Source organism: Cohnella herbarum (assembly GCF_012849095.1).
In the GTDB taxonomy this organism is placed as follows: Bacteria; Bacillota; Bacilli; order Paenibacillales; family Paenibacillaceae; genus Cohnella; species Cohnella herbarum.
In genome coordinates, this window is sequence record NZ_CP051680.1 from 1,594,207 (window position 1) to 1,609,052 (window position 14,846).

Annotated in this window: 16 protein-coding genes; 4 read left to right on the top strand and 12 right to left on the bottom strand. The window is 44.8% G+C overall.

Annotated elements, in window-relative coordinates; translation table 11 throughout:
- Window position 1: 1 nt before the first annotated feature.
- Both HH215_RS06970 and HH215_RS06975 read right to left on the bottom strand, forming a co-directional pair.
- Window positions 2-871 (bottom strand): ATP-binding cassette domain-containing protein, encoded by an 870-nt coding sequence (locus HH215_RS06970; RefSeq protein ID WP_169279237.1) that lies wholly within the window; start codon window positions 869-871, stop codon window positions 2-4.
- A gap of 7 nt (window positions 872-878) precedes the next feature.
- Window positions 879-1,247: a GntR family transcriptional regulator gene (locus tag HH215_RS06975; protein WP_254450397.1), complete on the bottom strand. Its 369-nt coding sequence runs from the start codon at window positions 1,245-1,247 to the stop codon at window positions 879-881.
- A gap of 221 nt (window positions 1,248-1,468) precedes the next feature.
- Here HH215_RS06975 and HH215_RS06980 point away from each other — a divergent pair, with 221 nt between their 5' ends.
- Window positions 1,469-2,173 (top strand): ABC transporter ATP-binding protein, encoded by a 705-nt coding sequence (locus HH215_RS06980; RefSeq protein WP_169279239.1) that lies wholly within the window; start codon window positions 1,469-1,471, stop codon window positions 2,171-2,173.
- Between the two features lie 2 nt (window positions 2,174-2,175).
- Window positions 2,176-4,500, top strand: coding sequence for an ABC transporter permease (locus HH215_RS06985; RefSeq protein ID WP_169279240.1), 2,325 nt, complete (start codon window positions 2,176-2,178; stop codon window positions 4,498-4,500).
- Window positions 4,501-4,597: 97 nt separating this feature from the next.
- On the opposite strand, the gene HH215_RS06990 is transcribed toward HH215_RS06985, so the two are convergent.
- From HH215_RS06990 to HH215_RS07015, 6 genes are all read right to left on the bottom strand, one after another.
- Window positions 4,598-4,672 (bottom strand): hypothetical protein, encoded by a 75-nt coding sequence (locus tag HH215_RS06990; protein WP_169284268.1) that lies wholly within the window; start codon window positions 4,670-4,672, stop codon window positions 4,598-4,600.
- A gap of 132 nt (window positions 4,673-4,804) precedes the next feature.
- Window positions 4,805-5,329, bottom strand: coding sequence for an ATP-binding protein (locus tag HH215_RS06995; protein ID WP_169279241.1), 525 nt, complete (start codon window positions 5,327-5,329; stop codon window positions 4,805-4,807).
- Window positions 5,330-5,522: 193 nt separating this feature from the next.
- On the bottom strand, window positions 5,523-5,993 hold the full coding sequence (locus HH215_RS07000) for a hypothetical protein (protein WP_169279242.1): 471 nt from the start codon (window positions 5,991-5,993) through the stop codon (window positions 5,523-5,525).
- A gap of 254 nt (window positions 5,994-6,247) precedes the next feature.
- Window positions 6,248-7,048, bottom strand: a complete 801-nt coding sequence (locus HH215_RS07005) for an SDR family oxidoreductase (RefSeq protein ID WP_169279243.1) — start codon at window positions 7,046-7,048, stop codon at window positions 6,248-6,250.
- Between the two features lie 51 nt (window positions 7,049-7,099).
- Window positions 7,100-7,567, bottom strand: coding sequence for a DUF402 domain-containing protein (locus HH215_RS07010; RefSeq protein ID WP_254450398.1), 468 nt, complete (start codon window positions 7,565-7,567; stop codon window positions 7,100-7,102).
- Window positions 7,568-7,642: 75 nt separating this feature from the next.
- Window positions 7,643-8,311, bottom strand: a complete 669-nt coding sequence (locus HH215_RS07015; protein WP_169279244.1) for a MarR family transcriptional regulator — start codon at window positions 8,309-8,311, stop codon at window positions 7,643-7,645.
- 228 nt (window positions 8,312-8,539) lie between these two features.
- On the opposite strand from HH215_RS07015, the gene HH215_RS07020 reads away from it, so the two are divergent.
- Together HH215_RS07020 and HH215_RS07025 are read left to right on the top strand one after the other, a co-directional pair.
- The gene (locus HH215_RS07020; protein WP_169279245.1) at window positions 8,540-9,058 is read left to right on the top strand and encodes a hypothetical protein; all 519 of its coding nucleotides are present in this window, start codon (window positions 8,540-8,542) and stop codon (window positions 9,056-9,058) included.
- 133 nt (window positions 9,059-9,191) lie between these two features.
- Window positions 9,192-10,715 carry an FAD-dependent monooxygenase gene (locus HH215_RS07025; protein WP_169279246.1) on the top strand — a complete coding sequence of 508 codons (1,524 nt, stop codon included), beginning with the start codon at window positions 9,192-9,194 and terminating at the stop codon, window positions 10,713-10,715.
- 116 nt (window positions 10,716-10,831) lie between these two features.
- Here the strand turns inward: HH215_RS07025 and HH215_RS07030 are convergent, their stop codons facing one another.
- The 4 genes from HH215_RS07030 to HH215_RS07045 form a co-directional block, all read right to left on the bottom strand.
- Window positions 10,832-11,488, bottom strand: a complete 657-nt coding sequence (locus HH215_RS07030; protein ID WP_169279247.1) for a CatB-related O-acetyltransferase — start codon at window positions 11,486-11,488, stop codon at window positions 10,832-10,834.
- 162 nt (window positions 11,489-11,650) lie between these two features.
- Window positions 11,651-12,082, bottom strand: coding sequence for a hypothetical protein (locus HH215_RS07035; protein ID WP_169279248.1), 432 nt, complete (start codon window positions 12,080-12,082; stop codon window positions 11,651-11,653).
- Window positions 12,083-12,475: 393 nt separating this feature from the next.
- Window positions 12,476-13,492, bottom strand: a complete 1,017-nt coding sequence (locus HH215_RS07040) for a cytochrome d ubiquinol oxidase subunit II (RefSeq protein ID WP_169279249.1) — start codon at window positions 13,490-13,492, stop codon at window positions 12,476-12,478.
- 12 nt (window positions 13,493-13,504) lie between these two features.
- The gene (locus HH215_RS07045; RefSeq protein WP_169279250.1) at window positions 13,505-14,833 is read right to left on the bottom strand and encodes a cytochrome ubiquinol oxidase subunit I; all 1,329 of its coding nucleotides are present in this window, start codon (window positions 14,831-14,833) and stop codon (window positions 13,505-13,507) included.
- Window positions 14,834-14,846: the final 13 nt, after the last annotated feature.

The window sequence follows — 14,846 nt, forward strand, 5'->3', positions numbered from 1 at the left end:
TCTAGTGACCTCCTTCAATCAAATACGAGAAAAACTTTTGAAGCGTCAAATTTTCGATCGAAATGCCCATCTCCCGCGCCTGTTTTATGTTCCCGTCGTTCAACTTATCGTAAATAGCGGCAAGAGTGCCGTGGCCATAGGATTCCGTATACAGGACTCGTTTCCCCGCCGTAAACGACGCCACCGTTTCCGAATTCCCCCGAATCGAATAAGCTGCCCTACGTATCCTTTCCGTCTCGTCGTGAAGCAGAAGAGCGCCGGCCTCAATGATATAAACTCTTTCTGCGACGGGGACGATTTCGTCAATCAAATGCGTAGAAAGCAAAATGGTGCGGGGGTGATTAGCGTAATCCTCCAACAGCACCTTGTAAAACCTTTCCCGCATCAACACATCGAGTCCGAGCACCGGCTCGTCGTATATTGTCAACGATGCCCGACTGGCCAGACCGATGATATTTCCTACGAGCGATTCCGCGCCTCTTGAAAGCTGTCTTATTTTTTTGTGCGGATCGAGGCGAAAAGTTTCTAGCAGCTTATGAGCTAACGTCCAATCCCATTTAGGATGAAAATTCGCAGCAAACTGCAAATTTTCGATTATCCGCGCCTCTCCGAAAAATTTGTTTTTCTCCCGTACGAAACAGAAATCTTCAGGCAGTTCTCCTTTGCCCAGCTTTTTGCCTCTTACCTCTATCGTGCCGTTGTTCGGAGAGATCCCTCCTGCGATTAGGTTAAGCAACGTCGTTTTACCGGCGCCGTTTCGCCCGAGCAAGCCGTAAATGACGTTTTCCTCCAGTTGAAGATCCAAATCCCGCAATGCGTAAGTTCGACCATATTTTTTGTTCAAATTGCCGCAACTCAATACTATGCTCACGATGCGTTCATTCCTTTCTCAACTGTTTGATCATGTCAACGATCTCTTGGGTTGTCAGTTTGAGCTTGTCGGCTTCATTAAGCAACTCAGTCAACAGCTCCTTGTGGAAACGATCTCGTCGCTGAGTCTGAATTTTCTGTTTCGCATCCGTCGAGACATACATGCCCAGCCCTCTTTTTTTATACAAAATCCCTTCATTGACGAGCAGGGCGATTCCTTTCACTACGGTCGCAGGGTTAATTTGAAACAGCTGAGAAAACTGAGCAACAGAAAGAATCTGCTCGTCCACTCGAAAAGTGCCGTTCAGAATATCGTCCTCAATGATGTCCGCTACCTGCCGAAAGATCGGTTGCTTATCGTCGAAAGTGACGCTCATTGCTTCACCACTCAGCATATTAGTATATCAATAATCTAACACACCATAGTTTATGTGCAAACAATTGTCAATCACCGAATGTTCAATCGTGTTCAATCGGCAAGAAAGACGAACGAACTTGAATAGTTAATCGTTTGTTGACAAGGATTAGATAGCGCATTATAGTATGCTACATGAGTAACATACTAACATACAAAACCGAATACGAGGAGATGTAACAAGTGAAAAAGCTAATCGAATTCAAAAAAGTAACGAAGGAATACACGGTAGGAGCAGCTCCAATAAAGGCCCTGAATGGTGTTGATTTATCGATATCAGAGGGGGAATTCGTCGTTGTTTTGGGGGCAAGCGGTGCAGGTAAAAGTACGATCTTGAATATACTCGGCGGCATGGATACTGCTACTTCGGGTCAAGTGTTTGTTGGCGATCAAGAAATAACCAAGCTCAACGATAAAAAATTAACAGAATATCGGGGTGAGAAGGTTGGCTTTGTTTTTCAATTCTATAACTTAATTCCGAATCTAAACGCTCTGGAAAATGTTGAATTTGCCACTGAAGTATGTAAAAACCATCTGAATGCTAAAGATATTTTATACAAGGTTGGATTAAAGGATCGTATTAAAAACTTCCCCTCCCAGCTCTCCGGTGGAGAACAACAAAGAGTCGCTATAGCTAGAGCCGTTGCAAAAAATCCTTTACTGTTACTCTGCGATGAACCAACCGGAGCTTTGGATTATGTGACCGGGAAGTCCGTCTTAAAGCTTCTTCAAGATTTGAATAAGGAAACGAAGAAGTGCGTCGTTCTGGTTACCCATAATTCCGCAATTGCTCCTATGGCGGATAAAATTATTAAGGTTAAAAGCGGAATGATAGAAAGCGTCACGATTAATGAGGATAAGCTAAGCGTTGAAGGGATTGAGTGGTAATAATGAAATTACTTATAAAATTAGCGAGGGATATCAAACAATCTACAGGCCAATTTATAGCCTTGGTTTTGGTTATCGCAGTAGGAACTTTTTTCTATGGAGGACTCGTAACCTATAGCGATAAGCTAAGTTCTTACACTAAGGCTTACTTCAAAGAACATAACTTAAGCGATTTAAATGTATTTTACAGTCAAATTTCTAAAGATGATGTGGTTGGTTTAAGCACAGTTGAAGGAATAACTAAAATGGAAGGCCGTTATACCTTTGATGCCACGCAAGCCTTCGATAAGGATAAAACTACATTAAAGATCCATTCCATTCCTGTAAATAATGAAATAAATACACTTACTATAATTGAAGGGAATATCCCGTCTCACAAGGATGAGATCTTATTGGACTCCCATTATGCCGAAGAACATCAATATCATGTCGGTGATAAAATCAGTATAAATACGGTTGAAAGAGATTATACGTTTACCATTAGCGGCTTGGGTGAAAATGTTGAATATACAAAAAAGAACGAAACGCAAAACCATAAAGCCTTCGGAGTAGCTTATATTGCTGAAGAGACGATACCTGAAATCCTAGACGGCTTTTACTATAATGAAATCATGATTGATGCTAATTCAGGTTACGATATAGACAAATTAGGTAAATCTATTGAAGCGCAATCGAAGCAACTTCCTTATTTAAATCAAGTGAGCAAAGAGCGGACTTTCAATTACTCAAAAATTACTGAAACGATATACAACAATGGGATGATGAGTAAGGTTATTCCTTTAGTCCTCTTCTTGATTTCCGCTATCATTCTATTTCTTTCCATGTCGAGAATTATAGATTCTCAAAGAACTCAAGTCGGGATCATGAAGGCTTTAGGCGTTAAAAACAGAAAAATCATGCTTCATTATATGGGATATCCTGTAATGGCGAGTCTAATAGGCTCGATCCTAGGTTGTGCCATTGCCGCCAGCGTATTTATTCCATTAGTCACCGCGTCGAGTGCGCGATCCTATTCTTTGCCTGACATTACTTACTCGCTTTCCTTTTATACCATCATCCCTCCCATTATGATCTCAAGCGTTTTTGGACTCCTATCCTGTTACTTAAGCGGTAGAAATTTACTAAAAGAACATGCGGCCCAAGCTATGCGTCCTAAACCGCCAAAGAAGATGAAAAAGCTATTAATAGAAAGAATTCCGGGTGTTTGGAGTCCTATTCCCTACAGCTACAAACTCATCTTGAGGAACATATTTCTAAATAAGCAAAAAGCTTTAGCGAGCTCGATCGGCGTTGTTGTAAGCACGGTATTATTGATAACCGCTTTTGGCACGCAAATGGCCTTAACGAAGGTAGCTAACCAAGTCGAAGATGTTTATACCTATGATCTAAAAATAAATTATACAATGGGAACATCAACGACTTCGCTAGAACTACCATTCGGAATTAATAATAGTTATGCTTTATCCACCTTTTCTGTCGAATTCATAAAAGAAGATGACAAAGAAAATGCCACTCTAGTTGTTACTGAACAAGAAAACAATCTCGTTCATTTCTTTGACGAAAACGATAATCCGATATTTTTGGAAAACAATGGGGTGCTGGTCCCCAAATCTTACGCCGATAAATACCATATTTCTCAAGGAGATATCATCAAAATAAAGTTCACGGCACCGGAGTTGAAAAATAAATCAGCGGATATGAAGGTGTTAAAAATATCTACTCAGTATTCAAATCCGTCGTTTTATGCCACACCCACCTATTTAAATAGCTTTGACATCGACTACAGTCCTACCTCGCTTTTAGTTGAAGCTAATAGCTCTACAGATCTTGTAAACGTACGTAACTTCTTTGAACAAGATCCGCATGTAGATACCATTTCGGATAAGAATGATCTAAAACAATCCGCTCGATTTATTTTGAAACAAAATAGTTTTGTATTTATTATGTTTATCATTTGTGCCGTCATCCTCTCCTTTGGCGCGATATATACGATATCCTCCATAAACATATATGAAAGGAATCGTGAGCTTGCCACGCTTAAAGTATTAGGGTATCAAAAAAATAAAATAAACCGGCTGATCTTTGTCGAAAACATCATACTCACCACTTTTGCGGTTATTGTTGCATTACCTGTCAGCGGTTATGTGTATTCCATTGTTGTAACGGCGCTTTCTAGTACCCATCAGCAAATTCCAGATAAATTAAATCTAATTGTCATGTTAACATCTATTATTCTGGCATTCTTACTGACTATTCTCTCTAACTTGATGCTTCGGAGAAAAGTAACCAAAATAAATATGATTGAATCCTTAAAAAGTATAGAATAAAAATTTAAGAACTAAAAAACTAAGCTAATTGATTAGCTTAGTTTTTTAGTCTTACGCAATAATACCTCATCGCTCGCGGTATTCCTTTGATCTCCAATTATCCATTGTAGACAAGATGCCGCAGCCGGTATTCAAAATAGCTGTCGCCGACATACTGCTCGCAATACCTCATGACCTTCCGCTAGTTCTAACCATTCGCTCTCAAGTTCGCCAAATACCTCCTTCAACTTCTCCGTCGGAATTTCTCCTGAGTATCAATAATCAATCCTCCTGTCGATCCATTGACTTGCCCCGGAAATCAAATTTAGCATTCATTGCTCTTCGTACCCGTATCGGAGTATCGTAGAACCCACTCCCTAATTTGTGATGCAACACCGCTTACAGCAGCTTCCGTTGTATCAATAGTAGGCATCGGCGGGTCGTATTCCGTATCCGCAATTTCAAGCAAACGCTTTGCAAAGTTTTTATGCTCCTGAATCATTCCAGTTGACCAATTTCTTTCTTGTAATCGTTTCTCACGAGTTTCTTCATTGCAGTGCAGATTCAAATAATAAACATGCTTAAAGTAAGGGAAGTCCACGCATTTTGCAATATCCCAAGGCATCATAGTCCCGCACAGGATAGTCATGCGTCCGCTTTGCGCAATATTTCGCGCAACGCGCAGCCAAATATTGCGCATTTTCTCCCAATCATGCTCAATAAACTCAATGAGATTATCAGGGTCGAAAATATCAAACTCTGGCATTATTCTGCGTAATTCTTTAACGATATATGTTTTCCCTGACCCACTTGCACCCGTTACAATAAATAAAGGCAACTTATTTTCCATCTGTTAGCCCCCATTCGCACGCTTATTTTATAAAATTATAGCATTTATAGAGAGACTTAATTTGGTAGTAAACAATTATAACTAACCTGGACTTTACTTCACAAAAAAGGAGCTGCCTCCCGGCTAGCCCCTTAATTGATGTAGATCAGTATCCTTTAATCGTCGTTCCATTCTGTTGAAAAACGGATCTTTTTTATTTTTTGCCCCGACGACTTGCGGCACGGCGAATTCTGGCCACGCGAATACGCCTCAAAATCTCTCCGAAGTTATTGCTCAATCCACTTTGTTGAATAACGGCAATGTCTGCGTCGGAAAGCACCAAAGAAGTTACGACCAACGACGATGCCTGGTTATCGAAGTTGAAATCAGCCAAATCGGGAACCCCTGCGGCGCTAGGATTAAATTTTACGAAATCTCCCGAATATCCCGTTCCGTCAAAAAGGACAACCGTGCCCGTTGCGCCTGCCGCCGTTGTTAACCTTAAACTCTGGATGTTGTTGTTTAAGCCGACGTTGGCCAAGTTCCGTATGCCCAGATTGCCTCGATACGATTTTGTCGTACCTGTGAAGTTAGTTCCTGTGCTTAAACGCAGCAACGGGTTGACTACTTTGACGCCCACTCGTCTAATAGACGCTTTTGCTGGAAGTTTTTCTTTCTTGATCAATTAAATTCCTCCTTTACATTGAGATAATTCAATTTATGGAGGAAGGCATGAAAAGGTTTGTCCATTAATCTATTTCGACGGTCTATTTTCCGAAGGTCTTATGAGAGAAATTCATCGGAGCCTGCGACGAATTAACGCGTCTATGAGAGGCCTTTTATGATTCGATAGACAGAATACGGACAACCGTGCTTTAGAAATCACTTATCAGCTTGATTCTGGTACTGATTAATGCAACTAACAATGAAAGTCTTCCTTTAGAACCCGCCTCTGGAATGAATGATCTGTCCTGTAATCCAACGTGATTCGTCGCTTGCCAGAAAAGCAATCAAACGAGCCGCATCCTCAGGAAGACCGATCCGCCCCATCGGGAATCGCGGCAATAGGGCGCTTTTCACCTCTTCGGACATCCAACCCGAATCGGTAGGTCCGGGATCGATCGCGTTCACCGTAATGTGAAGCGGCGCCAGCTCTACGGCCAGCGATTCGGTAAATACGGAGATAGCGCCTTTCGTAGCGGCATATGCGAGATTACCGGGCATTGGACCCTTACCTTGGCCGGAAGTGAGATTGATGATTCGTCCGCCGAATCCGGTATGAGAGGTATCAGCGCTTTGCTCGGCCTCGAGCATACGGGCGAATTCGACAGATAACATGAAGGTGCCCCTGATGTTTACAGCGCAGTGAGCGTCGATAAGGGCCTCGTTTAATTGACGGAAATCGGAATCTACGCTATACGTTGCATTATTGACTAAGATGGTCGGAAGCCCGACCGATGTTCGAGCTTCCTCCAGCAGTTGAGCTGCCGAACCAGATACGGCGAGGTCCAATTTCATATGTGCTGCTTGAACGCCGAATTGACGAAGTTCTCCGGCGAAAAGATCGGGCCAACTCTCGTCGGCATCATTCGGATTAATATATTTATCGTAATCGTACAGATGCGTAAAAAATAGGTTGGCACCTTCGCGGGCCAATGACCGGCAAATCGCGGTCCCGATTCCGCCCGGACGGCTTGCACCCGTGACGATGGCGGTTTTTCCTTGCAGAAGACTGGTCATTTTAGTTCTACCTCCCGTTTGGAATCAAGAAAGAATCTGCAATACGATTATTTAGCTTGAAATTCGATCAATAAAACGTTCCAAAGTGCCATCGAAGGGGAAATGATGATTTTCAATTCGATTCTGCAAGTTCGCCATTTCTTGCCTCACCCTCTTAATTAGTCCTTGAGGATAGGAATATAAAATCGAATTTTGCTCAAACTCATCTTCGTCAACGATCATCCACTTTCCGTTTCTTTGAATAAGATCGAGATCATAATCGACAAAGCTTACCGTTTCGCCATCCTCTGATAGGTTTGCGGGTTCATTTATGTTGCAATAGTATTGAGTGATAACTCCGTTATTTACATCCGCGCTTACAGTAAACCAACAGTCAAACGGAAAAAATTCAACTGTCCAGTTGTCAATTTCGAATATTTTTTGTTTTGTATGATGGTGTAACTTTCGTCCATATTCCCCAAGAACTATGATATAGGTTGACGTTTGTTCTAACAGTAATGTATCCCACTCATAATGCAAATTATTGCCGTATTTAAGAGCTTGAATCTTTATTGTTTTGATAATGAATCATCCTCTAGTGATTTGATTACTCTTTTAATCCTCATAGTCTGAAAAGAAAACATTATTTAGAATCGCTTTCGCTTTCTTTAGATTGCGTGAATCCAGCTTGTTAAGCATCGCCATGATATCATTCATTTCCTCGTTATCCGTTAAAGAGCGGAGAGCCAAGTCAGTCTCTTCCCTAGTCGTCTCCGAATTTATCCATGAAGTCCGCAAAATTTCGCCAAGGGCATTGACGAGAAATTGCAATTCACTTTCGTTATACTTTTGTAAAAAACGATTGGCACCGCTGTCAATTAGATGATGCAGAGCTTGATGCAAACGATAAATCTCTTTGCCCAATAATGTGGTACGGAACAGAATTTCTTTTTTGTTATCCGGAAGATATTCAATCGAGATGATTTGTTTTTCCACCAGTTTTCTCGTGATTTTGGAAACAGTGCCTTTGGAAATGCCGAATTTCTTCGAAATCGTAATACCGTTTATAGGCTCGTGCTTGCCGATCGCATCCAGCACATGCAGCATCAACACAGTCATTTCTTTCATCAACTCTGCAACAACGGCGTTAGGGCTATTTTGGATCAACCATTGTTTCTCTTCGTCCTCTTCCGATTGGAATCTAAGATGAATTTCATTCATGGATTCCAAGAAATGTTTGATTAAGCGATCTTTATTTGGCTTTTCCTTTGAATAATCGATCATACATTTCTCCCCTCAAGGCCATCGCTTACGAAATTAATACAAACGCTCCGCGAGCAGGTTTCTCCAGAAATAAGGGTGCTGAGCACCACTATTTTGCTCCGAGAGCAGGTTTCTGGAGAAATAAGGGTGCTAGGCACCTCTATTTCGCTCTGAGAGCCGGTTTCTGGAGAAATAAGGGTGCTAGGCACCGCTATTTCGCTCTGCGAGCGGGTTTCTGGAGAAATAAGGGTGCTAGGCACCGCTATTTCGCTCTGCGAGCGGGTTTCTGGAGAAATAAGGGTGCTAGGCACCGCTATTTCGCTCTGCGAGCAGGTTTCTCGAGAAATAAGGGTGCTAGGCACCGCTATTTCGCTCTGCGAGCAGGTTTCTCGAGAAATAAGGGTGCTAGGCACCGCTATTTCGCTCTGCGAGCGGGTTTCTCCAGAAATAAGGGTGCTGGACACCGCTATTTTGCTCCGCGAGCAGGTTTCTCCAGAAATAAGGGTGCTAGGCACCGCTATTTCGCTCCGAGAGCAGGTTTCTGGAGAAATAAGGGTGCTAGGCACCGCTATTTCGCTCTGCGAGCTGGTTTCTCAAGAAATAAGGGTGCTAGGCACCGCTATTTCGCTCGTTCTCCAGCTAGGTGGGAACCGTTACAGCTATCCCTTTAAGGCTAACTCATCCTTAAATCGTATCGTAAGCGATTTCCGTGTTACTCCCCCCGCGATTGACTTGATACCAGTATATCAAAGGAAAAGCGACAACTAAAGTTTCCACGAAACAATATTGACATACAATGCTGATCTATTTAATATTGTTTCTATGAAACTAATTGTTTCCGAAAAACAATAAACAGAATGAAATATGTCATTATCTTATAAAATCGGGGAGGTAAATCCACTTGCAAGAACACTACGAAATCGACGTACTCATCGCCGGAGCTGGTCCAACCGGCTCGACGCTGGCGGCGGACTTACTACGTCGCGGACTTCGGATTCGAGTGGTCGACAAAGCGCCGCATGCCTTTAAGGGTTCACGAGCCAAGGGAGTCCAACCGCGCACTCAGGAAATCTTCGAAGACTTCGGTATCATGGGCGAAGCTAGCGCTGAAGGCGGCCCCTACCCGCTAGCGGGCCTCCACCTCGGACCGATCACGGTGCCTTGGCGGATGCAGCAGCGGAACAAACCAACGCCCAGCGAGCCCTATCCGAACATTCTGTTGCTTCCCCAGTCCCGTACCGATGCCATCTTGCATCGCCTGCTCGACCGTCTCGGGCTGCGCATTGAATTCGACGCCTCGGTGGAAGGTTTCGAACAGGATTCCTTCGGCGTGACGACAACTCTCTCTACGGGCGAGAAAATCCGCAGCAGGTATTTGGTCGGAGCCGACGGTGGCTCGAGCACCGTCCGTAAGGCCTTGGGTACTCGGTTCGTCGGAAAGACTGACAACTCCGACCGTACGCTCATTATCGACGGCGCGATCGACGGACTGTCGCGCAACCGGTGGCACATGTGGCCTCGAACGCACGGCAAGTCGGTCGGAGCTTGCCCACTGCCGCACTCCGAACAATTCCAGGTCATGATCCGTCTGAAACCTGACGAAATTCCTGACCTCGAAGAAGCCGCGTTAGCCGACCAGTTCCACAGGCTCACCGGTTTACGGCTCCGCAACATTACTTGGACCTCGGTGTTCCGGCCCAACGTCCGGCTCGTCGAGCACTACCGGCTGGACAATGTCTTCTTGGCGGGCGACGCCGCCCACGTTCACACCCCGGCCGGTGCGCAAGGCCTCAATACCGGGGTGCAGGACGCATACAACCTCGGTTGGAAACTCGGCCAGGTCATCGCCGGCGCACCCGACGGCCTCCTCGACAGCTACGAGTCCGAACGGCAGCCAATCGCAGCACGTGTTCTCGGAAAGTCCAGCGAGCTTTACTCCGGTATGGACAAACAACGTCTCTCCAGCCTCAAGCGTGGAGACGAGGAGCGACAGCTCGGACTTTCGTACCGCGGCGGGCCACTCGCTCAGGCCGACACATCAACCACCAAGACGCTGCATGTGGGTGACCGGGCACCAGACGCGCACTGCATGGGTCCCGGCGGGGCACGACGTCTGTTCGACGTATTTCAAGGGCCACACTTCACTCTGTTGGCTTTCGGCGTCAGCGCAGCCAAGGTACTTCCAGAGCTGACTTGGCCGACAAGCGGTGCCGAATTGCGCCGCTACCCCGTCATAATCGGGAATGGAGTCGACGACAATAGCCTAAACGACACCACCGGAAAGCTTACTAGCATCTACGGCATCACTTGCGACACCTTGGTGATGATCCGGCCAGACGGTTACATCGGAAGCATCATCACGTCCGACTGGATAGAAGCCTTCGATAGCGTAGCCAGGACGATTGCCCCGCCTCGGTCCAACTGAGGGTCACGCATGACATCGTTTGGAAAACGATATATGCATAATTGCCGAAAAAAAGCAGACTGCCGCGGCAATCTGCTCTTTTACAATTTCGTATTCACTTATTAATCGAAATGATCCTAAGGTTTTATTTCTCTTTGATAAAATTCATATAATAGATCAATAGATGAACTTGAGAGGATCGGACCGGCTCGTTCAATCTTCTCGCGTTCCCAATCGAACCAACGCATTTCCTGTAACTTCTCGATTTCTTTGTCCGCGAAACGTTTCTTTATCTCTTTAGCGGGGTTGCCGCCTACTATCGTGTAAGGCGGGACTTCTTTCACGACAACCGATCCTGCCGCAACAATGGCACCTTCACCGATTTTCACGCCGGGCATAATCATTGCATTCATGCCGATCCAAGCATCGCTTTCGATAATCGTATCCCCTTTGGGTACGTAAGAGAATTCAATCTGCTCTACAAACGGATACACGGTAATCCATTCCGGATGATGATTGTGGTTTCCGCCCATTAAAATAACTACGCCGCTCGCAATGCAAACGTAATTTCCTATAATCAATTTATCTAAAACCCAACCATAGTCTTTAATGGGATTAAATAACCTTCTCGACTTTTCATCTCCCCAAAGGTATCTAACGCACCCATCTTCAAAGTCGTGATTATCGTAATATCCTGAATAGTAGGAGTATTCCCCTACTTCAATCATGGGGTTGGCGACAATATCTTTCAGATACTTAATTTCAGACCAATGGTTAAACCGATGTTGTTTCATTTTAATTCCTCGCTTCTAAGTTAGATAATCATTTTTCGCTTAGAAGCGTAATGCGGTAGCAACATTTTTTAACCTTTTCAAACGACGAACCATCGTCCTCATCCTTTTCCTAATTGATGGGGACATTGTAACAAAGGAAACTTTTAATCGTCAAATCACTCGCTAAAAAAATCGTTGAAAGAAACCCTTTTTTCTATCCAATTCTTCTTGCAGACGAACGATTTCCCCGGATTTATTATCGTACCTCCGAATCGCTTCATTGTACTCGCTAAGCGAATATCCTGTAATGAGATCGAAGTCGCAGTAATAAACAAATAGATAGTACATTCCGCTAGCTTTAGACGTTCTTTTATCTTTGATAGAGTCTATACTTCCAAGCCTCTTTTCCGCTAAACACAACTTTTGGAACTCCTCGTATTTAAGAGACAAACCCTCTTCGGTCTTAGAACTTAATACGGTTACGGAATTCCTTCGAATCAACATTTTATCCCACTCGAACCGTAATCTCATTTCCTCGACTTTCAAATGCCACAGTCGATCTTGAAGCTCTTTTCGCCGTTCTCTCGCACTATTCCATAAAGAAAGTAGCTTCATCTTCATTAGTCCTCTTAGTTAGATAATGTAACGGGCTTGCCTGTCAAAGCTTTATACGTTTATGATCTTGAAAATGGTTCAACATTCCTAGACACCGCTATTCTCTTTCGGCTATTCCGGGTACTGTTGCGCACAATAAATAAGCGATTGAGGCTCTCGCTTCTCTCGCTTATTTACTCTATTCGTTGTAATCATTCAACTTAAATTCGTTATCTCAAAGCCACAAATATATCGATCTCATTGCGAGTACTCTCCGGTTCATATCTTTCATCCCAAAACGTTAATCCAGTTACATTTTACATTAAAAAACGTAACGCAGCGCGGATAACAAAAGCAAAGCCGCAATCCCGAAGCACAGTCTCATCAGCCATTTGTCCTGCTGTTCAAACACGTTCATGATGTCTCTCCTTTCACATACTTAGCATTAAACAAAAACAGTCTTAGCAGAAGAACGAGTGAAGGAATCAGGAGCAAAAGTCCTGCCACAAAGGCGACAACCAACGCCCGTCCCATCGTCTGGTTGGTCACGCTGTTGACAAGCATCAAGTGCGGGTATAACAAATAAGGAAGATGCGACATTCCATATCCGAAGAAAGCAAACGCGAATTGCAACATAACCATCACGAATGCCGTCCCATAGTTTTTACGTCGCCATATTAACCAGATCGCGATCGCAAAACTGACTAACGACAGTCCGAACATCCACCATAGCCGAACCATGTTATCGAAGTGCTCCAGATTATGATTACGAAGCGCAATAAAAACGAACAAGCTGGAAATAATCGTAGGCACGCCTCCCCATAGAGCAAAAGAACGCAGCCACTCCAGCGCCCTTTTGTCTTCCGCATGATCGGCGTAATAAGTTAAGAACGTCGAACTGATAAACAGAACGCTCGAAATGGCAAGAAGAACGACCGCCCAAGAGTAGGCGCTAAAGAAAAGCTCCTCCATCAGCAACGTAACCGTATTGGCGCTAACGGACAGAAAACCGCCTTCAGAAATCGTAAACACGGTAGATAAGGCGGCAGGAATAAGCAATCCGGTAGCTCCGTAAGCAAGCAAATAAAGATTGCTTTTCTTGGCTCCATAATTAGCAAAGGCATAGAAGGATCCCCGAACGGCAAGCAGAATAAGCGCAACGCTTCCGGGAATCAGCAACGCGGTTCCGAAATAATAAGCGGTATCCGGAAAAAATCCGACGATTCCGACGAAGAAAAATACAAGAAATACATTCGTAACTTCCCATACCGGCGACAAGTATCTGGAAATGACCGGTCCGATGACGGACTCGATTCCGATTACCTTACCGTAATAAGCGTAAAATCCGGCTCCGAAATCGATGGACGCAACAATCAAGTAACCGTACAAAAATATCCAAAGAACCGTAATCCCGACTTCAGCAAGCGGCATTGTATTGTCCTCCTACAAAATAACTCGTCGTTCTTCAAGCTCAAGCTCCGCGGGTTTGTTGCGGAACAAGCGACTAAGCACGAGCAAACAAACGATACCTAGTAAGAGGTACAAAGCGGCGAACAGCCAGAACGTTATGCCGACATGCGGATTCGTTGTTGCCGCATCGGACACGCGCATGTATCCCCTAAGAATCCAAGGTTGTCTGCCGACCTCCGCGTAAAACCATCCGAGCTCAATGGCAAACAAAGAAAACGGCCCCCCCGCGACGATCCCCGCTAACATCCAGCGGTTATACGCATTCCAACGCTTCGCGAGCGTCATGAAGAGGAACAAGATCGGTATGGCAAGCAAGTAAAATCCGATACCCACCATTGCATCGAACAAATAGTGAACGTATAATGGCGGCCACTCGTCCTTAGGAAATTCGTTAAGACCCACAACCGTACCGTTGGGATGGTGCGTGGCAAGAAGACTAAGCGCCCAGGGGATCGTAATGGCTCCTGTGACTTCGTTCGTATCCGGGTTTAATTTCCCTCCAATAATGAGGGGCGCCCTACTGCTCGTCTCGAAATGCCATTCCGCGGCAGCGAGCTTTTCCGGCTGCGCTTCTGCCAAGAACACTGCGGAACTATCTCCGATCAAAATGGTAGCCGCCGCAAGAATCAATCCGGTCATCATGTTCAGACGAATCGACTTTTTGTTATATTCGTTATCCCGCCCCCGCAACATGGCAAAAGCGGCAATCATGGCAAGTAGGAAAGCCGCGGTTAAATACGCGGATGACAGGACATGCGCCACCTTGGAGGGCATCGCGGGATTAAACATAGCTGCGATCGGATCAAGATTCGTCAGTCTGCCCTCTTCGAGCGTAAATCCTTGCGGCGTATTCATAAAAGCATTAACCATCGTGATAAACAACGCGGATGCCGAGGCTCCGATCACGATCGGAAGGGTTAACAACCAGTGAATATACGGATTGGAGAAACGGTTCCATGTATACAAATAAATACCTAGAAAAATGGCTTCGAAGAAAAACGCGAACGTTTCCAGGAAGAGCGGCAGACTGACCACGTTGCCGGCAAATCGCATAAACTCCGGCCACAGCAAGCTTAAGAGAAGACCGATACACGTTCCGGTAACTACGCCTACCGCTACGGTAATGACAAAACCGCGTGTCCAGCGCCGTGCCATCAGCGAATAATGAGGATCATTTTTTCTTATTCCGATCCATTCGGCGATGGAGATAAAAATCGGTATGCCTACCCCTACGGTGGCAAACAGGATATGAAAGGCAAGAGTCATCTCCGTTAAGCCACGGCTCCAATCCAACGCGTTCACCTTAACCCCTCCT